We start from the raw sequence: 24,797 nt of genomic DNA, 5'->3' as shown, positions 1-24,797 counted from the left end.
AATGACAGTTGAACAAGGTTTCCTTCTCACTCGACAAGCAAGAGATGTTTCAGGCACAACTCAAATTGAACTTTGGGTAACCACTGATAACGGGCCAGCCCAGCTTATAATCACAGATGAGCAACCCGTGTTCTTCATCCCTCAAGCTGAATGCAACAAAGCGCAGCAAGTCGCAGACTCTCTTAACCTGTCGGTCTCGTTCAAATCGTTAGCACTCAAAGACTTTGAGCAAACTGACCTGTCGGCATGTTACTGCAATACCATCAAAGACTCTAAAGCTCTGAGCCAACGATTAAAAGATCACGACGTTTTAGTGCTTGAGGACGACATCCGCCTCGCAGATCGCTACCTCATGGAGCGGTTCGTAAAAGGGAGCCTTGAGTTTACTGGCTCAATAGCTCAGAAATCCGGCTACAAACGCGTCGCTCAAACCAAAATTCGCCAAGGTAGTTACCTTCCCCAATTGAAGGTTGTCTCTTTGGATATTGAATGTTCTGAGAAAGGAATTCTTTACTCTGTCGGTTTAGATAGCCCAATGGATAGCCGAGTAATAATGGTTGGCGCACCACAACCTTGCAACACGCCCGTCGAATGGGTCAACGATGAACGCGCGCTACTGTACGCTTTAGTAAGTTGGTTTGAACGCTTTGATCCAGATGTCATTATCGGTTGGAACGTTATCGACTTCGACTTCCGCTTACTGCATAAACGAGCTGAGTGGAATAAAGTCAAAATGACGCTAGGTCGAGCAAAACAATCCAGTTTTTTCCGTTCGTCAAATACCACTCAACAAGGCTTTATTTCAATTCCAGGGCGGGTGGTATTAGATGGTATTGACACTCTCAAGACAGCAACCTATCACTTTCGAAGTTGGTCGTTAGAATCGGTTTCCCAAGAGCTGCTCGGTCAAGGAAAAGAGATTCATAACGTCCATGATCGTATGGATGAAATCAACCAGATGTTTCGCAACGACAAACCGTCACTGGCAAAATACAACCTGCAAGATTGCGTTCTGGTTAATAAAATTTTTGCTCATACACACCTGCTTGAGTTTGCCGTAGAGCGCTCAAGGTTAACCGGCGTTGAGCTCGATCGTGTTGGTGGCTCAGTTGCGGCATTCACCAATCTCTATCTTCCTCAGATACACCGAGCGGGCTATGTCGCGCCCAATCTTCATTCAGAAAACTGGATCGCAAGCCCTGGTGGTTACGTCATGGACTCGATTCCAAATCTCTATGATTCAGTACTGGTATTGGACTTTAAAAGCCTCTACCCGTCGATCATTCGGTCATTTCTCATCGACCCTATGGGCTTGATTGAAGGCCTTCGCTTAGAGATCGGCAATCAAATGGATCAAGCTGTGCCGGGTTTTCGCGGCGGTCAGTTTCACAGGAGTAAACACTTTTTGCCTAAGATGATCGAAGACTTGTGGGCAGCACGCGATATTGCCAAGCAAAACAACGAAAAGGCGTTCTCTCAAGCGATAAAAATCATCATGAACTCCTTCTATGGCGTGCTTGGTTCGTCGGGGTGCCGTTTCTTTGATACCCGTTTAGCCTCAAGCATTACCATGCGCGGTCACGAGATCATGAAGCAGACCAAGAAGTTGATTGAAGAGCAAGGCTATCAGGTTATTTATGGCGACACCGATTCTACGTTTGTGTCTCTTAACGGCGCCTATTCGCAACAAGACGCCGACCAAATTGGCCTAGCATTGGTGGATCACATCAACAGGTGGTGGACTGAACATCTAAAAGAGCAATACAACTTAACTTCTATTCTTGAATTGGAATATGAGACCCACTATCGCCGCTTTTTAATGCCAACCATTCGAGGCCAAGAAACAGGCTCCAAAAAACGCTATGCTGGTTTGATTGGCGAGGGTGATAACGAACGCATCGTATTCAAAGGGCTTGAAAGTGCTCGTACTGACTGGACCCCTCTCGCGCAGAGGTTTCAGTCAACGCTCTACTCAATGGTGTTCCATGGAGAAAACCCGAGCGAATACGTGCGTGAAATGGTCGAAAAGACCATGGCAGGTGATTTTGATGCGGAGTTAATCTATCAAAAGCGTCTCCGCCGTAAACTGCACGAATATCAAAAGAATGTGCCCCCTCAAGTAAGGGCAGCAAGAATGGCTGACGAGATCAATACTCAACTTGGGAGGCCGTTACAGTACCAAAACAAAGGGCGAATTGAATATCTGATCACGCTCTCAGGCCCCGAACCCAAGGAGTATGTCAAAAGTGCGATTGACTACCAGCACTACATCGATAAACAGCTAAAACCTGTCGCGGATGCGATCTTGCCGTTTATCGGGCTGGACTTTACATCGCTAAGTGAACCTCAAATGGGGCTATTTTAAAACGAACTCAATGAGCTTCTCGAGCGACAGGGATTTTGCGTAATACCAGCCTTGAATAGACGTCCCTTTCTGCTTGGGAATATGGGAAAGTTGTTCGTCGGTCTCCACGCCTTCAACAATCACATCCAAGTCAAGCAATTGCGCGGTAGACATAATACTGGAAAATACTTTCTGCCCTTTGTCACTGCTCAATGCTAAAACAAAAGAACGATCAACTTTGAGTACATCCACTTCAAACTTGTTTAAGTAGCTCAGCGAAGAATACCCAGTACCAAAATCATCAATGTGAATTTTAGTCCCCAGTATGTGTAGCCGATTAAAGGCAAGCGCCAAGACCTGCTCATCTGCCAGCAAGGTCTCTTCGGTAATTTCAATGTGAATGAAACGCGCATAAGGCTCTATCGTTTTCTCTAACTCAGTAAGATATTCTTCATCAGTAAGAACATCAGCCGTCACGTTGACGCTCACCGCGATGTATAGTCCTTTCGCCTGCATATCGGCAAGATCACGTACAACTTGTTTACATACCCATAAATCGACATCTTTCATGAGATTAGCTTTTTCTAGCCATGGTAAAAAGGTGTTCGGATACTGCATATGCCCTTTCGTATCCACAGAACGAATCAAGGCTTCGCAACCAATCACTTTTCCAGTCAATGAACAAACTTGCGGTTGATACTCTAAACAAAAGTCTCTTTGGCTAATTTGCTCTAGTGCTTGTTCCACTTGTATGGTGGCCTTTTCACGGTTTACCGCCTGTGCAATTGGATCATCCATCAGGGTTTTGGCCTCTTCTTGTCTGCGCGTATACGAAGTATCAAATGCGGACAGGCGAATACTTGCTTTCTCCTGATGACTGCTCAACGAGTTAACTGCTGGGTAGTAGATGAGAACGCCAACCGCGATGTTGACCAACTGAAGCATCACTGCGCTAAAGTCACCGTCAGTGGCCATCCATGCGTTGAGCAAGATGGGACTATTGAACGGCACCGACACGGAGGGCGAATCCACCAAGCCAAATGAGACTGCGACCATTCCCGTCATTACATTCACGATGGGCGCTATCAAGAAAGGCAAAAATAGTCTCGGATTAAAGATAATAGGCAGACCAAAGAGTAGAATCTCGTTGATATTCAGTATTCCTATCGGGATGCTAGCAAGCGCGATCAGCCTTAAACTTCGCTGCTTGGCAAATAACAGAAGTGCAATGACCAGAGAAAAGGTAGCGCCACTACCGCCGATAAAAACAAACGCGCCCATGAAGGACAGGTTCATGTGATACTGGGCAGCACCACCCGCTAACGTTGTGGAGTAGTTTAAGTTGCTGGCTTCTTGTAATAGTTCCACCAATGGCAATAGTGCGTAGTACCCATGTACGCCCATAAACCAGAGTGTTGAGTTCAAAGCAGCGAAGGTCACACCAAATAGCGTGGGTTCATTGGAATAGTCGACGGAAAGCAAAGACAAAAATTCAACATTCACCAACGCGGTAACAACACCATAGTTAACCGCCAATACAATGAAAGCCGTAATCAATGCAGGCAGCACGAAATTCAGCGACTCTTTGACTATTTGTCCTGCGGAGTCGGTTTTAGTCAACTTCAACGCGTCAAACTTGAGTAAATACGCAAGCAAGGGAATGGCATACAAGGGCATCGTAATCGCCATGATGATATGGAATGTCAGCACCGTATTCTCAGCTGGCAAAAGGTTACTGACCGTCACTAGAAACGTCATCATCAACAACGCGATGGGAGGACGAGGCAATTTCCACTGCATCGCTAGAACATAGGAAATGGTAGAGGTCATTAAATAAGGGAAAAAGGTCGCAATCGCGGAATGAGCTTGATAAAAAAGCTCGATCCAAGGGTATCTATGCCCCGCAATAAACTCACCAATACTGGCAAAGAATAGAGCAAACGAGGAGATCATAAGGCATGGAATCAGCCACAACATCCCCTCTCGTATCGCTTGTAAGGAAGGGACAATATAACGTCGAATGTGGCTTGAAGTAATCACCTTAGAAAGTTGATGATTTTTCGCATGGTCCTGCACTGGTATCTAACCTCTCGGTGGAACCCTCTCCTTTAATAAAGCTAGCACAATTAGTAACAGACATATCAAAAAATGAGTGTATTCGGAGGTTTAACCAATTTTAAATTCGGTTTTTTTATACTGTTTCACCAGCCAATCACCGAAGCTATCCAAGATCCCAATAACAGAGCGTTTGGCAATGAGGCGGCCTGACAGCAAGATACCAAGACGCTCAATTTCTACCTGTTTTTCGGGGAAGTAACGTAAGAATTGTTGGCCACATTCTAACGGATCATCAAACCAATTTTTATCACGATACATCACCACTGAGTAACTCGCACGAAGCAGTTTTTTGGCGATAATTTTTTGTGATTTTATCAAGTCTTCCGTTTTATCTGCTCGTGCTATTCGATTGCGATAAACCGCTACCCAATCTTCCACGTCCATATTCCAATGCTTGGCGATTTCCCAGCTTGGCTCGTAATCACCAAAACACTCCGCTAGGTTCTCACCGTGAACGCAAACTGCGCAATGTCGCAACTGAAAGCCCCAAGAGAAAATACTGTCTAAGCTGACTACGTCGCTAACCAATGCGGTTTTAAAATTCACCTCAGTGATAAATGGATAACTCTTCTGAAAACGCCACTTGATGGTATTAAACAGAGCCGCCTTAGAGTCATTAAATGATTTGTGAGTCACCACAATCACATCGAGATTAGACGAGCCGGGTTTCGCAGTGCGCCTAGCGACACTGCCATACAAATAAATGCTATGCAGATTGTCTTCCAACCCGCTTGTCAAAAAGCCAATCAGCTCTTTAACCGCCGGTCGGTATGGCGTTTGAAATGGTTGGTCGGAATCGATAGTTGACAGATACATAACGTAAAGGAGCTTATTCTTGGTAATCCTACAATGTTCGCTTAGAGAAGGTTGTGAATCAAGATATTCCTTCTACCTCTTGCTAAGTATATAATGCTCGAATTCAACACCATACAAAGGAAAACGTTCATGCCTAAGGCAAGTGAGCTTAAAAAAGGTTTTGCTATTGAATCTAATGGTAAAACACTGTTAATCAAAGATATCGAAGTAACAACGCCTGGTGGTCGCGGCGGCGCAAAAATCTACAAGCTGCGTTGCACAGACCTAAACACAGGAGCTCGTGTTGATGAGCGCTTCAAGTCTGATGACGTTGTTGAAACGGTAGATATGTTTAAGCGTGCGGCAGCATTCTCTTACGTTGATGGCGACGAGTACATCTTCATGGATAACGAAGATTACACTCAGTTCACATTCAAAAAAGACGAAATCGAAGACGAGCTGCTGTTCATCACTGAAGAGATCCAAGGTTTGCATATCATTTTGGTAAACGGAAATTCGGTAGGCATTGAACTTCCAGCAACCGTTGAGCTAACCATCGAAGAGACAGACCCATCGATCAAAGGTGCTTCAGCGTCTGCACGCACTAAGCCAGCGCGTCTTCCTACTGGTCTAACAGTACAAGTACCAGAGTACATCGCGACAGGTGATCGTATCATCGTGAACACTGCTGAACGTAAATACATGAGCCGCGCGTAGTGATGACCGATTTGATCTCTTACGATGATGCCATCGACACGGCCTACGACATCTTCTTGGAAATGGCACCAGACAACCTAGAGGCGGCGGACGTCATTATCTTCACCGCACAATTTGAAGAGCGCGGCGCTGCTGAACTGGTTGAGACAGGTGATGATTGGTCTGGCCATGTTGGCTTTGATGTGGACAAAGAGGTCTATGCAGAAGTCAGAGTTGGACTGGTTAACGAGGAAAACGACGTCCTTGATGACGTATTTGCTCGACTGCTGGTAAGCCGAGACCCAGACCACAAGTTTTGCCACATTCTGTGGAAAAGAGACTAGCTAAATAGAAAAACACCCAAGTAAATAGACTTGGGTGTTTTATCTGCCATTGTCTGCTTTAGAAAATGGCGAATGAGTCAACGCTTAGCCAATTTAGCTGTCATTACTCATCAATTGAAATGTTTTCTACACGTGCTTTTAGCTTTTGACCCGGACGGAAGGTAACTACGCGTCTAGCACTGATAGGAATGTCTTCCCCTGTTTTAGGGTTTCGACCTGGACGTTCATTTTTATCTCGAAGATCGAAGTTGCCAAAACCAGATAGTTTAACCTGCTCGCCACCTTCTAGTGCCTTACGCACCTCTTCGAAAAACGCCTCAACCGTTTCCTTGGCATCCCGTTTACTGAATCCATGCTTCTCAAACAGGTTCTCAGCCAAATCGGCCTTTGTGAGCGCCATAAAACTTTCCTCAAAGCTGTGTTAAACCTCGTCACCCAAGGGCGACACCATCACTTTCGTCAAGCCAATCAACAACATATCGGCCTCACTTTGGAAAGTGTATGCCAAGCTTATGATTTTCGCCAACTTTTTTATGAAATGTTGATCATTTGAGACAAAAAACGCTTCAAAGTCGCAAACTTAGCGCAAATCAAAACAGACGTTAATGCCAAAAAACGCCATAAAAACACTACTCATCAAAACAACAAACCAAATTGATATAACCGTCAATATAAAACGCTAAAAACCAAAAGATTGCTGTTACATGCTAGTTTATTGATTATTAAATCAATACGTTAAGTCATCTTGTCCTATATTTCAGTGTCAGCGCCACCCGAAAGAAAAAGTTCACTTAAACCACAACAGTCGATCGACACGTTGGATAAACGATGATTTCTCCCGCTGAAAACGCAAACTCGCTACAACTTTCGTTGCAAGATACTGATAGATGTGTTTATTTGCTATAAAATAATTTGCGTATCATTCACAACAAATCAATAATGATGTCAAATTATAACAACAGAACCAAACTTCGTGATGGCTAGTTACGATCATACAAATTCGGTTTGTCTCTCAGCGTCTGAAACCTACTCCGATGTCTTTTATCGCATCCAAAGTCAATTTGGCGATTCCGCGAATCAGCTGTTTTCTCAATGTCTCAAATCCCGGCTCGAACAGTTTCACGAGCGATTCCCCGAAAAGCGCGACGATAATATTTCAAGCAAAATAAATTCTTCTGAGTTCAACGTTAGCTCGCGCACGCCCCTAACCTTTTGGCCTTCAGATTGGTGTTACTATGAATCCTTACTGCTCGCGCACTTTTCGCACTGGGCTGAAGCATGGACGCACTTTCAAATTTGGTCGCTAGAGCAAAAATACACAGCACTACAAACTCGACGTATAAATCTAAACCATTGGCAAGCACTGCCGGAAAACGAAGCAGAGTATGACGATGGCCTTGTCAACGATATCGACCAAAACCAGAAATTGTTTTTCACGCTTCACTCTCCTTTCGCTATGGTCCTAAAAGATGCAGTGGCGATGATCAATCTGTCGACTTTGGTTTTAGAACTTCAATGGTATGAGCTGCTCGAACATATCGAACTGTCTAAGTCTGGCACACACTTCTTACTCACCTATTCAGATCCACAGCTTGAGCATCCACTGCTCGTCTCAACCGCAAGAGTGAACTTTGCCGTCGGGATGCAAGACTGGCTCTACTTCTCCTCTTTTTTCCAAAGCAAACATTGGCGAAGCATCAGCCACACACAGCAACTTACAACACTGATACAAAAGGGGCTGCTCTCTGCGGAAGCATTGCTTCAAGAGCCACGGAGTCAACAAGAGTTTGATAAATTAGTCTGGGAGCACCTAGTTTGCCCTGAAAGATCTTGTGAAGTGATTCGGCTAACCGTGAGCGGAACCAAATTACAAAAAATGTATTACTTGTACCTTTCGCAAAAGCGTTTGATGAAACAGTTGTACGAACAACAAATGATGCTGTCGTTCGTGGTAGTCGAACAACCTTTGATGATCAAGTACTATGAAAGCTTATCTTTGGGATCTTATTGCCAATTTGGGTCATGCACGTTAGTGGGATCAGATAATCCAACGTATAAAGGGGCTTGGGTTGTTCCTCAAATGCACCACGCTTTAACATCCTCAGATTATCGCCGCTACAAGCAACAAACTTTACAACAAATAAAAAAGACACGTCACAATGAGCTCAACCATGCTTAGTACTTTTGCTGCGAACACTTTTTACCCCAAAGCCATCGTTCTGATTCTTACCGCAGTACTCGTTTTTGTGTGGGCGGGCTACTTCTGTTTATCATTACACAAGCGTTTTGGCGGTAAGAGTGTTAAATCATACAGCTACTACATAAGCTACACGCTAGGACTGTCAATATGGATATTGAGTAACGCCTACTTCCATACCGGGTACTTGGTCGATTTTGGTGAAAGCACTGCCGTATGGATGGCAATAGTGGCAAACTTATCTGCTTTGGTCGCATTTGCATCCGCTTATCAGTTCACCGTAAAGCTCAAACATCATTACACTCGCAGTAAGCCTTGGGATATTCAACGAGCGCTCGCACTCATCACATTTGTGTTATGCCTATCTTGGAACCTGATCCCAGATCTAACCATTCGCGGCGTCACTATCGTCGCACCCAGCCAATTTGTCATTGATTTTGGTGACTACACCAAGCCCTTCTTCCTAGGCTTAACAACCTTGGTAGTACTCACGTTTATTAATCTATTTTCGATTCGCGGTAGTGCGAAGAGAATACGTCGAACCAGAATCAATTATATGTTGCTGGGGATGACTATTTTCATGTGTTCTACCGCCATCATTCAGTTGGGGTTCACCTATTTTTTCCAAGATTTCTCGTTAACTTGGCTGCCACCAGCTCTATCTGTTAGTGAGATGCTCTTTATGGGTTACGCCATCTTGGCGTCTCGCTTTTACAGCTTCCGTCATATTTGTACTGTCTCGATCGCTGCCATCCTTACAGGTCTTATCTATACCTTGACACTGTTGTTGGTTAGTAACTCAATTGAACTTACTACCACATCTCTTCTATTAAGCACGATTGTCATCGGGGCTACTTGGCCATATCTTTACAAAAGAACCAAGGTCATTGCCAATTTCTTGATGTATGGCACGACACTTTCACCCGCTGACAAAATCGTGCGTCTCGAAGATATGTTTCAGCAGTCTCCTTCTCAAGCCGTTTCACACCTCGCGCGATATTTAGGTGTCCCGAATGACAAGCTAAAACTGCTCGATGACTACCAAGGGGCAAACACCTATAGGCAATACTTTGAAAGCCACACCGATCCGTTGGTAATTGATGAACTCGAAGATGAACTGGAGCAAACCAAAACGAAAGAGTTGTCTGAACTTCATAGCCAAATGAACGAGACTGATTATGCTCTAGTCCTACCGCTATACGAGTCGAAAAACAAGCTTTCTCATGTGCTCGTCTCAAGCCATAAACCAGATGGACACAACTTCTCTTATGAGGAATTGGTCGCGTTGTCTCGCGTATTGAAAAAAGCCCAAGTCCATATCAACTACGATCAGCGTTTGCGACAAGCCCAAGCATTAGCTAACTCAATCGCTCACGAGATGAGAAACCCTTTGGCTCAAGTGCAATTAGAGTTTGAATGTTTGAATGAAAAACTGTTGGCTCATGCAACCACTAAAGAGCTGTACCGTCACGTGGAACAAGGTCGCTCAGCAATCGCGCGCGGTCGCCAGTTAATCGACATCATTTTAAGAGAGGTGAACAACTCGTCACTTGACCAAGAGCCTGTCGAACCTACATCCATCCGCACAGCAATCAACAACGCAGTTTCACTGTATGGGTTCGATAGCAACGAGGACGCCAAGAAAGTAAAGATAACCGCCGAACATGACTTTATTGCCAAGATAAATGAAACCTTGTTTAACTTTGTAATGTTCAACATATTAAGAAATGCGGTTTACTATTTTGACTCCTACCCTTCAAGCTGTATCGAGATCCGAACTGACGTCAATGACTATGAAAATAGTATAATAATTAAAGACTTAGGCCCAGGGATCCCCGAAGATCTGCTCAGCCGAATCTTTGATGATTTTTTCAGTCACAACAAGAGCGGTGGTAGCGGGCTTGGTTTAGGCTATTGTCAACGTGTAATGAAGTCGTTTGGAGGTTCTATTCGTTGCCGTTCCGAGTATGGGCATTATACGGAATTTACGCTGTCATTTCCGATCAGTAACATCTCAATCGCACCGGAAGAAACACCACTTACTCCGCGAGTTACGGCGTCCGCCACTATTCAAGCGAAGCCTATCAGTGTCGCCAGTAAGCCTCAATTAATCCTTGTGGTTGACGATAAAGAAGTCCAACGAGCGTTGGTAAAACTTTATTTGGAACAACTTGGCTACCGTGTGGTACTCGCTAACAATGGAAAAGTCGCGATTGAAATCATCCACAATAATCCAATTGACCTAATCTTTATGGATATACAGATGCCAGTAATGGATGGATTCGAAGCGGCGGGCATCATCAAACAATCCTACCCTGCTATACCGATTATTGCTCTCTCCGGTGAGTCTGGTGAACAAGACATATTGCGCATGAGTCAGCTCATGGATGGTCGTCTCTCTAAACCGACAACAAAAAATGCCTTGGAACGAATTTTAATCGGAACGTTTGAGACGAAAGAACCCGCATAGTAACGCCACACACTGATTTTCTCATTTTGAAACGTCAATTCTCAGAATGACTCACCGCTAGGAGTTTTGAGGCAACATCCCCCTATTTTTGACGTTTTTTATGGCACCAATCATGCATCTTTTCACTACATCACTCAAAGCGGCAAAGTCTCGACTTTGTTGGTAGCTGTAAGGGGCTGGTTATGGAAGTTCATCGTCATACATATTACCGACTTATCCATCATGGGATTAAAAGTCTTCTAGTCGACCGATTGGGTCACTTTACAGAAATGGAATATCACGAATATCTAAACCTGATGACGGGTAAATCTAGTTGCTTTGCGATGAGCGACGAAGAGTTAGAATCAACCGTCGATAACTTACGTAATGAAGGTTATCTAGAAGACTGGAAGCGCCAAATTCACACTTAACCATTTACAATGCGTTCGCTTTCTCGATTCTTAGATATACACATCGCGAGATTATTTCGCTCATAGGCGTGGTTCTGGCGACAACGCGGCAAGTTTTGTTACAATCCACCTCATTCTCCTTGTAAAGGATTTCCAGCGGCTCACTAGCCGCTGTTTTGTTTGTTGTGGATGTTACTTATGAATTCAGAAAATTGCGCCCCAAGAGGCCAACTTTTATTGCGCACTTTAGCCATGCCTGCCGATACCAACGCTAATGGGGATATTTTTGGCGGTTGGATTATGTCTCAACTTGACTTGGCTGGCGGTATCTTAGCGAAAGAGATCTCAGCAGGTCGTATCGTTACCGTATCCGTATCGAGTATCACGTTTAAAAAACCGGTAAAAGTAGGCGACGTGGTATGTTGCTACGGTGAATGTACCAAAATTGGCCGGACGTCAATGTCAATCAATTTGGAAGTATGGGTAAAACCCGTAACTGAAGATGGCATACAATCTCGCTATCAAGTTTGTGAAGCCACCTTTAATTACGTGGCTATTGATGGTAACGGTAAACCACGTCCTATTGTCACCGCTTAATGTTTGATTTCACAAAAATATTGTCGTAACTACTTTTAAATGAATCGAATTTAAGTAAAGTGTTAGCCTATCTGCCCAATACCAAATAAGGATATCTCGTCATGTGGTACGTTATATTTTCTCAAGACGTGGAAAACTCTCTAGAAAAACGACTCAGCGTTCGCCCTGCTCATCTAGAAAGACTCCAAGCATTGCAAGACCAAGGTCGTTTATTGACAGCTGGGCCAATGCCTGCTGTTGACTCAGAAAACCCAGCGGAAGCAGGTTTTACTGGTTCAACCGTTATTGCAGAGTTTGACTCTCTCGCCGAGGCTCAATCTTGGGCAGATGCCGACCCGTATGTTGCAGCTGGAGTTTACGAGAAAGTCATCGTCAAACCCTTTAAGAAAGTGTTCTAACCATGACGAATTACATCAAAAACACTCTATTGCTCACGGTTTTGGCCGCGATGTTTGGATGTTCGTCTAATGCGCAACAACAACGAAATTTGGAGTTGTTGGCAGACAACCGTGCTCAACTTCTTTCTTCTGAGCTACCACTTGAAGTTGGCCCTCTCTCTGTAATGCGCGCGTCAGCAAGTGGTACAACGATTGAATTGATGATGGTATACAACCAAGATCAAGCCGGTGCAAAACCAACTTCAGCGGTTTTAAAGCACAGCATCAATACATATTGCACCAATCCATCGATTCGAGGAAACCTCAACGCTGGATTAACCTACCGGATAAAAATACGCAATACCCGCGGTCAACTGATGGCTGACGAGTTAGTGTCTGCACAAACCTGTGAAAGCAACTAATTCAATTCAAAGCTCTGCAATCGTGGGGCTTTGAATAACTAGAACAAAGCATCCTGCCTAAAATACCCCAAGACTTTTCGTCATCAGCCCCCCTTTGTTAATTTTTTGTGAATGTTCGAGTCGCGTATTTAGTGAATTATTCGACATTTTAACCACTTAACAATCTCAAGTGATTCTTAGCTCCAACCTATCGCTTTCGACAAAGAGAATAATGCTAAAAAACAGTGTTCCTGCGTTGACGGGATCGATTTGAGCTTCTAACTTTTCATATTAGTGTCACAACCACGGAGGATCACAAAATGAAACGTGCAAGCAACTCATATCGACTTCAACTGATTAAAGAGGTCGCAACTCGGAGAGAGCGGCTTAGTTGCGGTGATCCAATGGCCAGTTATATCCAATCCCTTATCGATGCTCGACCAGAAGTTGACAATACCATAGATAAAAACCACCGTTTTTCTGGTAATCACTTTGACGAAACAGCCGGTGGTTGGGTAAGCGATCGCTGGGGTATGAAATAACCGTGAGAAATATTAAGTGAAGAGGCGTGAAACGACTTTTTAATGCGTCTCTTTTATTGATTTAAGAACGATGCGAAGGCATCTGGTATGACATTTACACGTTTGTACTTTCTTTACCTCACCATGAGCGTTAAAAAAGTTCTTGTTGAGGGCTAATAGTAGAAGAAATGTCTTCTGGATTGCTCTTTCCTTGCTTTATTTTCCGCAAGTATCGCTGACGGCACAACTTAATGACATGCAACTGCTGGGCGGGAGTCATAGACAACCAATTAAAACGCTCTTCTCGCTTTCGCATGCATCCTTTGCAGTAGCCCCGCTCATCGACGGTGCATACTCCAATACAAGGACTTGGAACGTTAAAAAATTCTAGTTGCTCCATCCAGCCTCCTTTAATCACCAGATTCTAATTTACGATAAGCGTAACCGAATGTTTATCAATAACTTCCACAATGTGATTTGCAACAAACTATGACGCAAAGCTGACAAAAACAGCGTTTTATTAACTATACTGGCACCCATATTTGTCGTCGTACTTCCGACGAGTCTATCCGTATATTGGAGTCGATTATTATGAAGTTTAGTCCAAAAACATTCCTTGCTGCAGTATCGCTGCCTTTTCTGATGACGGCTTGCGCAAGCAACAGTGACGATGTAAAGCAGATCTCCGCAAACGATCTACTACACCATAATTGGGTACTGGTCAGTGTCGACGGAAACGAAGTGAAAACTGAAGGACGCCAGCAATCACCAAACCTAGAGATCGGCGAAAAAATGATGGCAAACGGCAATGCTGGCTGCAACAATTTCTTTGGCCAAGCAGAGTTAAAAGACAATCAGTTTCGTGTCGAGAAAATGGGAATGACGATGAAGATGTGTGTTGGAGATATCATGGATATTGAGCAAGCATTTTCTCAAACCCTTTCTGATTGGAGCACAATTTCTCTAACTGAAGAGAATTTAACGCTAAAGAATGATGTGCACACTCTTACATTCAAGCTCAGTGACTGGAAAAAGTAACTGACTCTCAATACAAATAAGCAGCCCAACGTGGCTGCTTTTTTTTGTTCCTAACCCATTGATACATTTAATCAGCAAATACATAAAAAAATTAGTATTTTTCCGTCATAATGAAAGAATGTGGGCCGGTGCTCGGTCTCTACATGGAAATAGACCATTTTAATCATACTCAGGGAATGTTATGACAAGGCTTATCAGTTTACTTTTCACCACATTACTTTCCACTGCTGCCTATGCCAGCAATACTTGGCAAGATATTACCGAACAAGCAAAAGGCCAAACCGTGTATTTTCACGCTTGGGGGGGCAGCCAAGAAATCAATAACTACATTCGTTGGGCCGGCGAGCAACTGAATCAACAATATGGCGTAACGTTAAAGCACGTAAAAGTCTCAGATATAGCCGAAACAACAACACGACTGATTGCTGAAAAAGCCGCGGGGAAAAACCAAGGCGGCAGCGTTGATATGGTTTGGATCAACGGTGAAAACTTCAAGTCTATGAAATCCAATCAATTGCTGTTTGGACCGTTTGTAGAGCAATTACCAAATTGGGAATATGTTGATAAAACTTTACCTGTCGATAGTGATTTCTCCGAACCAACCGAAGGACTGGAAGCGCCTTGGGGAGTTGGCCAGTTGGTTTTTATTCACGATACTCAAACGCTGAACAATCCACCTATGTCTTTTACTGAGCTATTGAGCTACGCAAAAGCCTACCCAAATAAAGTGACGTATCCTCAGCCACCTGAGTTTCATGGCACCAGCTTTTTAAAAGCGCTTCTCATCGAGCTTACAGCAAACGATCCGTCGCTGAGTCAACCTGTAAACGCTGATAACTTCGAACAGGTGACAGCGCCGTTATGGCAATACCTAGAAGAGTTTCACAAAGTAGCTTGGCGCAAAGGCGAGCAGTTTCCCGGAGGTAGCGCAGAAACGTTCCAACTGTTGGATGATGGCCAGTTGGATCTAGCTATTACCTTTAACCCAAACGCAGTGTTTTCTTCTCAAGCGAATGGCACGCTAGCAGAAACGACTAAGGCGTATGCAATGGAATCAGGGGCGCTATCTAATATTCACTTTCTCGCCATTCCTTGGAATGCAAATGCTTCCGAAGGTGCACGAGTGGCGATCAACTTCCTCCTAAGCCCAGAGGCTCAATCTCGCAAAGGCGATTTAACTATATGGGGTGATCCATCTGTGCTTAAAAACGAGTTTGTTAGTGGTTCAGCTAAAAACACGAAACTGTTCAAGTCAGTCGCGGAGCCTCATCCTAGTTGGCAAACTGCGATTGAGACCGAATGGCAGAAGCGTTACGGAAATTAAATTGAGTGTTACAACGAGAGCCTGATGTTTAGAGCTGCGTATTTATTATTGATTTTCATCGTGATCCTACCCACACTTCCTGGGATATTAGGCGTCATGCTCTCGTCTGTAGGTTACTTGCCACCCATTGGTTCATTCGAACTATCACTCTCAGGCTATCGCCAAGCCTTGGCGTGGCCTGGGTTTATAACTTCAAGCTTATTGACGATATTCTCTGCATTAGTCAGTACCTACTTATCATTAGCTTTGTGCTTTATGGTGTTGCAAAGCCTTTGGAACAGCAGACGTTGGAAATACGTCGAAAACTTGTTGTCCCCTCTGCTAGCCGTGCCTCACGTCGCCTTTGCTATCGGATTCGCTTTTTTGTTTGCTTCAACCGGTTTATCCAATCGAGTGTTAAATACACTCCCTTGGTTTCAAGGTGACCAATCGGCGGCATCATGGCTGGTGCACGATCCGTTTGCTATCGGGCTGACGTTAGCCCTTGCCTTGAAAGAGTTACCTTTCTTGCTTTTGATGAGTATCCCAATCTTGCATCAAATCAACGTCGACAACTTAGCTAAAGTCTCGACGTCTCTGGGATATTCTCCTCACCAATTTTGGTGGAAAGTCGTTTTACCCCAATGGCTAAATAAAATGCGCTTCCCTCTGTTTGCCGTCATCGCTTACGGAGCTTCTGTCGTTGATTTCGCACTGGTGCTAGGCCCAACTACGCCACCAACACTTGCCGTATTGGTATGGCAGTGGTTTGCAGAGCCAGATTTATCACTGTTGCCCCGAGCCGCTGCGGGGGCGATGTTACTCTTTGTCATTTGCGCGTGCCTGTTATTGACGGTCTACTTAGTGGAGCGATATCTGGTCAACAAGAAAAGCTGGCAATACTCTGGCCGCTTCGGGCTTCGTTTACCAGGCACATTTGTTGTCCTGAGTATTGCGTTTATTAATGTGTTACTTATGCCAATCATGGCCATGTGGTCTGTGGCCCATAGGTGGCGCTTTCCTGATCTGCTTCCTTCAAACTTTAGCTTTCGATTTTGGGCAAACGAATCGGGCTCTTTTTTACCGATACTGGGCGAAAGTATCAACCTCGCTCTCATCAGCGCTTTAATCGCTCTCGGTTTGGCGATATTGGCACATGAGTACCGGCTCAAGTATCGGCTTCACTTACCAAGCTATGTCATTGTATTACCCATGTTGATGCCACAGCTTTCACTGTTATTTGGTTTGCAAGTTTCAACGCTCTATGTATCCAATGATAACTATTACGTTTGGGTGATTTGGTCGCATGTCTTTTTCGCTTTTCCATTTGTCTACCTAGCGTTGGATGGCTCTTGGAAAAGTTACAACAACCAATACTCTCAGGTCGCGCTTAGCCTCGGTAAAACCCCTTGGCAAGTATTCGTTCAGATAAAGACAAAAATATTACTTCAACCCATTTTTTATGCATGGGCAATTGGGGCGAGCGTCAGTTTGGCGCAATACTTACCGACATTGATGCTGGGCGCGGGTCGCATCGCTACCATTACTACGGAAGCTGTCGCTCTCTCGAGTGGCTACGATCGTCGTGTGACCGCGATTTACGCATTGTGGCAAGCGCTTCTTCCTTTCGCATTTTTCTCTTTGGCGATACTCCTACCTCGGTTCTATTTAAGTAGGAAGAAAGCACCTCAAATCATACATAAGGAATCACGAATCAATGACGCTACGGCTCGAAAACATCGTCATCCATGATAAGCACAAGCAACCGCTGTTTTCTCCCCTAACGTTAGATATTGAAGCAGGCACGGTAGCAGTAATTATGGGACCAAGTGGCTGTGGAAAATCAACGCTGCTCAACCTAGTAGCAGGTCATCTCAGCGACGACTTTCACCCTCAAGGCGATGTGATACTTAATGGTAAGAGCTTATTAGACATTCCCCCCCACAAAAGAGGCGTAGGGATACTGTTTCAAGACGATTTGCTCTTCCCTCATCTAAACGTTTGGCAAAATTTGGCGTTTGCTCTCCCAGAGTCGGTCAAACCGAATGATAGAGAGGTTCACGCTTTACGCGCATTGGGTCATATAGGGTTGGAGAAAATAGCACATTCGTATCCAGAACAAATATCCGGAGGGCAGCGCGCTCGAGTCAGCTTAGCTCGCATGTTGCTCACTAAGCCTTCGGCAGTGTTGCTCGATGAACCATTTAGCAAGCTAGACAAACAGTTACGTATACAGTTCAGAGACTGGGTATTTGACCAACTCAGAAAAGCGAGTATTCCCACTCTGCTCGTGACGCATGACCAAAGCGACATACCCAAAGATGGAAACTTAATATTACCCAGCTGGAACATAGACCATGCTTGATCGTTACAGTATAAAACTCATTCGAAACCCACTCTCCTCGGCAGCAAAACGTCTTGATACCTTTGGCATTAGGGCGAATCAAATCACTGTGGGAGGTTTTATTGTTGGCTGTTTTGCTTTACCTGCGCTGTATTATCAACAATTTGAATTAGCGCTTATCTTTATTTTGCTCAATCGAATAGCTGATGGGCTTGATGGTGCACTGGCGCGGATACAAGGCATTACTGATGCGGGAGGTTTTCTGGATATCAGTTTAGACTTCCTGTTCTACTCATTAATTCCATTTGGTTTCGCGCTTGCTAACCCTGAACAAAATGCATTAGCGAGTGCCTTTTTAATCTTTGCGTTTATTGGCACCGGCAGCAGTTTCCTCGCGTTTGCAGTAATGGCAAACAAGAGAGGCATAGAAAATCCAATCTACAAAAACAAGTCGTTGTACTACATGAGTGGTTTAACCGAGGGAACAGAAACCATCGGATGTTTCGTGCTGTTCTGTCTAATGCCTGCGCATTATTCCATCATTGCATATGCATTTGGTTTTGCCTGTTGGTTTACAACCTTTACCCGAATCTACTCAGGCTATCAGACTCTCAAGTGATAATTTTCACTGCTAAATAATTGGATATAAGGTTTTATTACTAAATATCTGGCTTTTTGACGACGACAATTGAATGACGATTAAACATACAATAAAATCCTGCGTTTGCTGTCAATAACTAGATGCATATCAAATGCGCACATACAGGCTTTGATTTAGTGAAACCTATTTTAAACATTGTTGCCCTACTAGCGATATTCTCATCACTAGTTTTCACTCAGAGTGCTTTGGCAGAAACTCAGTCGCTTGGTTTAAAGCCAATCGTTATTTATAAATCAAAGCCAAATCCACAAAGCTTTCTTGGATTGATAGAAAAGGGACTTGATAAAACGGACAAGCTGTTAGGGATTGAAACGACACGTAAGATCATCACGAAAGAAGAGAGTTATACAGCGTCGATAATTAGCGCGGTAAAAGCTGGATACGACCCAATCATATCCGTTTATGCGACGAGTACACCTCAACTAAGTAACGTGATGAAAGCCTATCCAGGCACGCGATTCGTCCTTTACGATATCAGTTTCGATATCGCTAATAGCCTGGGAATACTATTTGACAGCAGTCATGCTGCATACATTTTAGGCTACCTTGCTGGTTCGAAAACCGAATCAGGAAAAGTGGGCTTTATTGGCGGCATAGACAACCCAGCAGTTGAGAACTTTCGGTGTGGTTTTGAGCTTGGGTTACACGACGCAAACCCAAATGCGGCCCTCAATAGCGAATATGTCGGGACAACATCTGATGCGTGGCTAAACAGCACTAAAGCTGAGGAAATCGCAGAGGGCTTAATTGAGCAAGGGATAGATGTTCTATTTCCAGTAGCAGGCTTTTCAAGCCAAGGTGTGTATAAAGCAGCAAGTGAGAACAGCATCACCACCTTTGGTGTAGACACCAACCAAAATGATGCTTATTCGCACGTTGTTATGGCATCTATGCTTAAGCACGTTGACGATGCGACATTTGCGGTGATGAAACAGCTTTACCTTGGCATATGGAATAGCAACCACAAACACTTTGGAACCTCTCAAAATATGGTTGAGATTATTCTAAATCCAGAGCACCAAGCCGTTCGTGAAGAGGACAAAGTGTTGTTAGAACAACTGAGCAATAAGATGAAAATGACCTCGAGTGGGCCTTTAAAAGCGCTTAACCGGAACTGTAGCAGACACTTCTAATGAAACGACTAACACACAAGATTATTTTCTACTACACGATCTTTACCTTACTCCCTCTTACTGTTCTTGGAACGATTGGTTTTGTTTTCTACTACCAAACCAACCTACAGTCTCTTAACCACCAGTTTTATGAGGTTATCGAGTCACAAACTTTAAATGCGGTGCACGCCGCTACTGATCTCGATACTGAAATTGCGCAGCAAGTCGCGATACACATTTCCCATGTAGAACATGTCACCAAAGTGACGTTAACTTCTTCCGTATATGACCTTGTTCTGTCCGAGGTGATCTCCACTACCAACTCAGCAGAGACGGAACAGTTCAAATTCCCTCTGTATGATCACCTTCACAATAAAGTCGGATCTATTTTGGTTGAAAAAAACACCGATGCGATAGGAAAAAGCGAAATTGCCGCCATTCTTCCTTTTGCCATGTTGTTTGTACTTTCATTCTTAATTCTTGGCTTTTTGTTTAGTCGCAAAGTTTTAGCTCTACTCAGCAAACCATTTTATGACGCACAGCGATACGGCTATCTGATGGCAAAAGGAGAAATAAACGTTGCACCACCAGAGCACCAATATGTGGAGTTCAGTGCCCTATTCGCTTCAATAGATAACCTTAGAGAACGACTGCTCGATAATATCAACGAACTCAAGAAAAGTGAGCAGCGATTAAACACAAGCTATAACCTAACTCAGGTCTGCCAGTTTGTCGTAGACACAAAGAACAAAACTATCGTCCGTTCTAACAACGAGTTCAAACGACATTTTGGCAGTACGACTGACGACGTGAATGACCTGCAACTTAGCCTAATTATGCGCATTGCAAATGAACAGATTCGAAACGGAAAGTACTTCCAAGTCAGTACATTGCACGGCGAACGGTCATTTCACTTTAATACAACTGACAGTGATGATTTTATCGTTGAGTGCTCAGCCCTTGATGTAACCTCTCTTATTGCAACTAAACGTGAGCTAGAGACACAGCTTATCACTGACTCACTGACGAAGATTGGCAATCGTGTAGGATTTAATCGACACATCGATAAACTAGAGAGGACTCCAAACCAAGCAGTCTACTTTGTAATGGTAGACTTAAATGGCTTTAAACCTATCAATGACACCTATGGGCACAGTGCTGGGGACTTTTTGTTAAAAGAGATTGCGTCTCGGCTTCATGAGCAAGCGAACTCAAATACAAAAGTTTATCGCCTAGGAGGGGATGAATTTGTTCTTATTTGTGAACAGGCGTTTAATTCAGATGATGCTACTAAACTTGCAAAAAGCCTTGTTGCAACAATAAGCTCACCGATCGAATATAGAGGTTCGTTACTTCATGTTTCTGCCAGCATTGGTATTGCGTCTAAGCCTAAAAATCACAAGGATATATCCGCGATCATTCACAACGCCGATCTAGCCATGTATGAAGCGAAAGAAAAGCAAACTGGTTGGGAAATAAGTCGTCATGAGCCAGTTAGTGAATCTTAGTTAACGGTTTGTATTCTCAGATTCGCATCGATAACTTCATAGCTCATGAGGTAATTATTCTCATCCCTAAATATACTGTTATCCATATTTAGACCATCTACCTCAATATTTGTCCAATCGGCAAACGTCGCACTGAAATCCCGCATATTATAAGGTCGTTGAATTATTTTTGTCATATCCTTTCTTTTTTTACTATCAAATAAGAAAAAGGGGATCTCAACGGATGAATTCGATATTGTCCCAATAGTATCATGAATATAGTAAGGGGGAGCATCGATAGATCTCAAACCGTGATCAGAGAAATATATCATCTGGTAGGCGAGATTGCTTTGGTCAAGAATAAACCTTAGTTCCAACAAAAAGTCAAAACTAGCCTTGATTGAATTGTCGTAACAGTCCAACTGTTTAGGTCTATTTGTTTCTATCGGTTTGGTTATTGAGTCGAACCTAGAACAAAAATCACTATGAGAACCCATGGTGTTAATGAATACAACTCTGTTTTTTTTGCTGGGCTTTGACACAATGCGTTCAAATATTGGCAGCAAGACAGAATCTGGCCGCGAAGACAAATAATCTAAGCTTGTGTATATAACATGATTCGCTTCTGATGCTAGTTTAGATACTTGCGTATCAAAAATACCGTACTTCGCCTGATTTGACAGCCAATACGTTTCTAGGCCAGCCTGATTGGCAAGAGCGATAATGTTCTTACCCGGTTGATATATCGCTGAACTCTCATTCTTTGATAACATTCTAGGAACAGAAAGACGGGTAACCACCGAGGGGGCAATCACACCATCATATACCGTTAATCCACTAACATCCTTCATAGTCGGCAGTTTGTAACCGTATATACTAAAATGCGATTTTAGAGCCGACTCACCAATGACAACCACATAAATCTCATTGTTATTAGTAGCGTTGGCATAGCTAATTCTATTCCAACCCTCACCGTTGTTAGAGTTATGGTAGTTGAGAATATTGTAGAAAACATATAAAGAAGAAAGCGGTTGAGAAAATGGATTAGTATCTAACAATCTGATTATCATCAAATCATTTCCTTCTAAGCCATATTCTGAAAAAGTATACTTTAAGTCAGAATTAATATTTTTTGCAAAGTGCGCCACATAAACATTTGAGACAAGGAAAATTAATAGCATTACCACGTAGTGTTTTTTTCTTATCACTACAAAACTTGCAGTGTAAACAGCAAAAACCAACACAAAGAAAAAGAAGAAAATTAAATTAACAGCTCCTAAAGAGCTTATAAACTCGATACTTTCCTGATAGTTACTTTCGTATAATGCACCGATAACTCCGACGGTGAAGCCACCATAATATAGCTTCGCAAAAACTAACAGTCCCACATAGAGAAACAGTAGTGCAGACATCAACAATGGAAGTTTGGTTTTCCGACCCAAATATAAGATCGTTAAAACAGTAAAATAGAATGACAAAAGTGATATCAGTAGATGTTCATTACTCCAGCAGAGGATTACCCCAATAGATAAAAGGATAATATTCAACGAAAGCAGAGCAAGCAAAGATAGCAAACGAAAGACCTGTTAGATTGAGGTAGGAAAGTATTTAATGTTTAGATGCTTGAGAACATGCCCAGTAAACATCTCTCCGGGCATGGTCCATTGGCGGTTTCTACCACTACGTATAGTGGTCACAACTAAAGTGTGGAAATCTCAACACGTCGATTGAGCTTTCTATTCTCATCACTCATATTATCGACGAATGGTTTCGTTTCACCATAACTGGTTGTAGTCACGCGTTTGGGATCCACTCCTTGGTCTATCAAATAGTCTTCTACCGACTTAGACCTTTTTAGGCCCAGTGAAAAGTTATAGCCAGCATCCCCTACGTTATCCGTGTGACCAGCCAGCTCAAGGTTAGAGGAGTTGGATTCAACCATTCTGATAACCCGCGTAAGTACATATTCCGACTGCTGTGTCAGTGTTGATTGATCGAAGTTAAAATAGACTCTTGCAATCACTTCCGGATCATTAGAAAGTCGGACTTCGGAGTTAGTTAGAAGATATTCTGTGCAGTTTAGGGAAAGACCAATTGCTTTTAATTCTTCTTTCAACCAAGCCATCTCAGGAGTGACTTCTCCCTGCGTGACAATTTGTTGAAAACCACCTTGGTGAGTCATCACTTGTATACTTTGCCCAACTTTCATAGAGTGCTCAAACTCCAATCCATCTTGGTTGCAATACAATGCAAGAGGGTCTTGATTTTCCTGGGCAAAGCCATGAAAAGATACAAGGCAAAGAGAGGTTGCAATAACAGTTCGCATAGTAATCATTTTAATTCGCTTAATATCATTTTAAGTGACCAATTTCTTCTGTAATAAGCTCAAGAATCTTATTGAGTATATCGTCTCGATTTTGTGCTTTATAGACATTTTCTGCGCCAACACACTTCTGTAAAGCCCTGTTCTTATTCACATCATAGTCAAAACCAACTACGGCCAGCCTAGCTTTTACTTTATGCCCGTCAGGTGTTAGATCGCCTGACAATGTGTTAACGATAGTACTACACATGCCCGCATTAACAAGTTGCATGTGCCTGCTTGGATCCCCATCCTCGCCATCAGACAACACAATGAGCAAACGCCTAGGGTTTCGACCTTTTCGGAGCATTTGAGCCCCTCGAATTATCCCTTGAAAAGACGCCGTACCATGATTGGGGTAAAAGCTACGTACACTGTTATTGAATGAGGAATAGTTATCCGTCAGCGGTAAATCTTGGAACCTAGAGCTGTCTCCGTGATTTACGCAATACCGGTTATTTTTCTCTACAAATATATTTCGCACAGTCTGTGATGCACTAAACCTACCATTTGGGTTGACCAACTGAGTCATAAAACAGTGGTTACTGCGATTACTCGGTACCGTTTTGGTGTAATAGTTAAACGCCGTAAGACCAACTGTATTGTTATCGGTATTATTCAAATCATTGAATTTTTGCAACTCATCAGTCACTTCTTGGATAATATTACGCAAGTCAATATACTTTCGATTCCTACCCCCACTCCAATTCCAAGCCATAGATCCTGAGTAGTCTGATACAAATATAATATCTACCGCCTCACTTTGATACTTGCGAGCAACAGCAGCGCCTTTTGCAGAGAAAGTATCTCCGAACCCTTCTATCGAGTCGTTTCCTGGGAACCAGGTATCTTGAACACTAGAAACTTCAATCTCGTATTGGAAAAAACGAGGTTCACCACGTGCCAAGCCCGCTCTACATTCAGCGATTTGGTCACAATTGTATTTTTTAACTTTTAAACCTGTGAGCTGTGTTGAATCACGCAAATAAGCGTTTAAGTAATCGGTGGCAATCTGGCGATTAACCCGGCTTCCTGAGCCAGCTCCCTGAGAGTCCTGGTTGTCATCGTTGTGAGCCGCTATTGCAAGCACTGCGATTTCTGACGCATCTTCGATACGCGCCTTAGTTTGCAACGCACGTGCTCCATCAGTCGCGAGTGTAAATATCCCAAAGAGGCCTGGTATGATCATGGCGAATAGCAGAGCAGCATGACCGGATTGCTTTTTGATCTTTCTCATCTTG

The 24,797-nt window shown here is 43.4% G+C and carries 24 protein-coding genes; 17 read left to right on the top strand and 7 right to left on the bottom strand.

Annotation, left to right across the window (positions count from 1 at the left end; genetic code table 11):
• The first annotated feature begins 1 nt into the window (after position 1).
• Complete coding sequence (locus U9J37_RS03160) at positions 2–2,365, top strand: DNA polymerase II (protein ID WP_005476895.1); 2,364 nt, start codon at positions 2–4, stop codon at positions 2,363–2,365.
• On the opposite strand, the gene U9J37_RS03155 is transcribed toward U9J37_RS03160, so the two are convergent.
• Both U9J37_RS03155 and U9J37_RS03150 read right to left on the bottom strand, forming a co-directional pair.
• Positions 2,357–4,420 carry a PTS sugar transporter subunit IIC/EAL domain-containing protein gene (locus U9J37_RS03155; RefSeq protein WP_043887543.1) on the bottom strand — a complete coding sequence of 688 codons (2,064 nt, stop codon included), beginning with the start codon at positions 4,418–4,420 and terminating at the stop codon, positions 2,357–2,359. The genes U9J37_RS03160 and U9J37_RS03155 overlap by 9 nt on opposite strands.
• 90 nt (positions 4,421–4,510) lie before the next feature.
• The gene (locus U9J37_RS03150) at positions 4,511–5,278 is read right to left on the bottom strand and encodes a nucleotidyltransferase domain-containing protein (protein ID WP_005476892.1); all 768 of its coding nucleotides are present in this window, start codon (positions 5,276–5,278) and stop codon (positions 4,511–4,513) included.
• Between the two features lie 129 nt (positions 5,279–5,407).
• Here U9J37_RS03150 and yeiP point away from each other — a divergent pair, with 129 nt between their 5' ends.
• Positions 5,408–5,974 carry an elongation factor P-like protein YeiP gene (yeiP, locus tag U9J37_RS03145; protein ID WP_322413891.1) on the top strand — a complete coding sequence of 189 codons (567 nt, stop codon included), beginning with the start codon at positions 5,408–5,410 and terminating at the stop codon, positions 5,972–5,974.
• A 2-nt stretch (positions 5,975–5,976) separates the two neighbouring features.
• Positions 5,977–6,297, top strand: a complete 321-nt coding sequence (locus U9J37_RS03140) for an HI1450 family dsDNA-mimic protein (protein WP_038138556.1) — start codon at positions 5,977–5,979, stop codon at positions 6,295–6,297.
• Between the two features lie 103 nt (positions 6,298–6,400).
• Here U9J37_RS03140 and ihfA read toward each other — a convergent pair whose 3' ends face one another.
• Positions 6,401–6,697, bottom strand: coding sequence for an integration host factor subunit alpha (gene ihfA, locus U9J37_RS03135; RefSeq protein WP_005476979.1), 297 nt, complete (start codon positions 6,695–6,697; stop codon positions 6,401–6,403).
• Positions 6,698–7,273: 576 nt separating this feature from the next.
• Here ihfA and U9J37_RS03130 point away from each other — a divergent pair.
• The 7 genes from U9J37_RS03130 (at position 7,274) to U9J37_RS03100 (ending at position 13,270) form a co-directional block, all read left to right on the top strand.
• The gene (locus U9J37_RS03130; protein WP_005476971.1) at positions 7,274–8,476 is read left to right on the top strand and encodes an acyl-homoserine-lactone synthase; all 1,203 of its coding nucleotides are present in this window, start codon (positions 7,274–7,276) and stop codon (positions 8,474–8,476) included.
• Complete coding sequence (locus tag U9J37_RS03125; protein ID WP_322413890.1) at positions 8,469–10,964, top strand: response regulator; 2,496 nt, start codon at positions 8,469–8,471, stop codon at positions 10,962–10,964. Before U9J37_RS03130 ends, U9J37_RS03125 begins: the two co-directional genes overlap by 8 nt.
• Before the next feature lie 182 nt (positions 10,965–11,146).
• Complete coding sequence (locus U9J37_RS03120) at positions 11,147–11,374, top strand: hypothetical protein (RefSeq protein ID WP_038138563.1); 228 nt, start codon at positions 11,147–11,149, stop codon at positions 11,372–11,374.
• 177 nt (positions 11,375–11,551) lie between these two features.
• Positions 11,552–11,950, top strand: coding sequence for an acyl-CoA thioester hydrolase YciA (yciA, locus tag U9J37_RS03115; RefSeq protein ID WP_038138566.1), 399 nt, complete (start codon positions 11,552–11,554; stop codon positions 11,948–11,950).
• Positions 11,951–12,051: 101 nt separating this feature from the next.
• Positions 12,052–12,348: a YciI family protein gene (locus U9J37_RS03110; protein WP_038189306.1), complete on the top strand. Its 297-nt coding sequence runs from the start codon at positions 12,052–12,054 to the stop codon at positions 12,346–12,348.
• 2 nt (positions 12,349–12,350) lie between these two features.
• A complete protein-coding gene (locus tag U9J37_RS03105) occupies positions 12,351–12,749 on the top strand; it encodes a GspS/AspS pilotin family protein (protein ID WP_005476973.1) in 399 nt (132 codons plus the stop codon).
• Between the two features lie 299 nt (positions 12,750–13,048).
• Entirely contained in the window at positions 13,049–13,270 is a 222-nt protein-coding gene (locus tag U9J37_RS03100) for a hypothetical protein (protein WP_038138574.1), read from the top strand.
• A gap of 130 nt (positions 13,271–13,400) precedes the next feature.
• Here U9J37_RS03100 and U9J37_RS03095 read toward each other — a convergent pair whose 3' ends face one another.
• Positions 13,401–13,649, bottom strand: a complete 249-nt coding sequence (locus U9J37_RS03095; RefSeq protein ID WP_038138576.1) for a DUF1289 domain-containing protein — start codon at positions 13,647–13,649, stop codon at positions 13,401–13,403.
• Between the two features lie 191 nt (positions 13,650–13,840).
• On the opposite strand from U9J37_RS03095, the gene U9J37_RS03090 reads away from it, so the two are divergent.
• From U9J37_RS03090 to U9J37_RS03060, 7 genes are all read left to right on the top strand, one after another.
• Positions 13,841–14,287 carry an META domain-containing protein gene (locus U9J37_RS03090; RefSeq protein WP_005470520.1) on the top strand — a complete coding sequence of 149 codons (447 nt, stop codon included), beginning with the start codon at positions 13,841–13,843 and terminating at the stop codon, positions 14,285–14,287.
• Positions 14,288–14,468: 181 nt separating this feature from the next.
• On the top strand, positions 14,469–15,611 hold the full coding sequence (locus U9J37_RS03085) for an ABC transporter substrate-binding protein (RefSeq protein ID WP_005470385.1): 1,143 nt from the start codon (positions 14,469–14,471) through the stop codon (positions 15,609–15,611).
• Positions 15,612–15,635: 24 nt separating this feature from the next.
• On the top strand, positions 15,636–17,342 hold the full coding sequence (locus U9J37_RS03080) for an ABC transporter permease (protein WP_005470514.1): 1,707 nt from the start codon (positions 15,636–15,638) through the stop codon (positions 17,340–17,342).
• Positions 17,308–17,955 (top strand): ATP-binding cassette domain-containing protein, encoded by a 648-nt coding sequence (locus tag U9J37_RS03075; protein ID WP_005470437.1) that lies wholly within the window; start codon positions 17,308–17,310, stop codon positions 17,953–17,955. The genes U9J37_RS03080 and U9J37_RS03075 overlap by 35 nt, the downstream gene beginning before the upstream one ends.
• Entirely contained in the window at positions 17,948–18,553 is a 606-nt protein-coding gene (locus U9J37_RS03070; RefSeq protein WP_005470381.1) for a CDP-alcohol phosphatidyltransferase family protein, read from the top strand. The genes U9J37_RS03075 and U9J37_RS03070 overlap by 8 nt, the downstream gene beginning before the upstream one ends.
• Positions 18,554–18,711: 158 nt before the next feature.
• Entirely contained in the window at positions 18,712–19,728 is a 1,017-nt protein-coding gene (locus tag U9J37_RS03065) for a BMP family ABC transporter substrate-binding protein (RefSeq protein ID WP_157607803.1), read from the top strand.
• Positions 19,728–21,215: a sensor domain-containing diguanylate cyclase gene (locus U9J37_RS03060; RefSeq protein WP_005470542.1), complete on the top strand. Its 1,488-nt coding sequence runs from the start codon at positions 19,728–19,730 to the stop codon at positions 21,213–21,215. Before U9J37_RS03065 ends, U9J37_RS03060 begins: the two co-directional genes overlap by 1 nt.
• On the opposite strand, the gene U9J37_RS03055 is transcribed toward U9J37_RS03060, so the two are convergent.
• The 3 genes from U9J37_RS03055 to U9J37_RS03045 form a co-directional block, all read right to left on the bottom strand.
• Positions 21,212–22,606: a phosphoethanolamine transferase gene (locus tag U9J37_RS03055; RefSeq protein ID WP_043886620.1), complete on the bottom strand. Its 1,395-nt coding sequence runs from the start codon at positions 22,604–22,606 to the stop codon at positions 21,212–21,214. The two genes, U9J37_RS03060 and U9J37_RS03055, sit on opposite strands and share 4 nt — an antisense overlap.
• A gap of 287 nt (positions 22,607–22,893) precedes the next feature.
• Positions 22,894–23,520 carry an OmpA family protein gene (locus U9J37_RS03050; protein WP_038139091.1) on the bottom strand — a complete coding sequence of 209 codons (627 nt, stop codon included), beginning with the start codon at positions 23,518–23,520 and terminating at the stop codon, positions 22,894–22,896.
• 25 nt (positions 23,521–23,545) lie between these two features.
• The gene (locus U9J37_RS03045) at positions 23,546–24,793 is read right to left on the bottom strand and encodes a TadE/TadG family type IV pilus assembly protein (RefSeq protein WP_005470382.1); all 1,248 of its coding nucleotides are present in this window, start codon (positions 24,791–24,793) and stop codon (positions 23,546–23,548) included.
• Between the last annotated feature and the right edge of the window lie 4 nt (positions 24,794–24,797).

This window comes from Vibrio sp. 16 (genome assembly GCF_963681195.1).
Classification (GTDB): domain Bacteria; phylum Pseudomonadota; class Gammaproteobacteria; order Enterobacterales; family Vibrionaceae; genus Vibrio; species Vibrio sinaloensis_D.
This window is presented reverse-complemented; position numbering and strand designations above follow the sequence as displayed.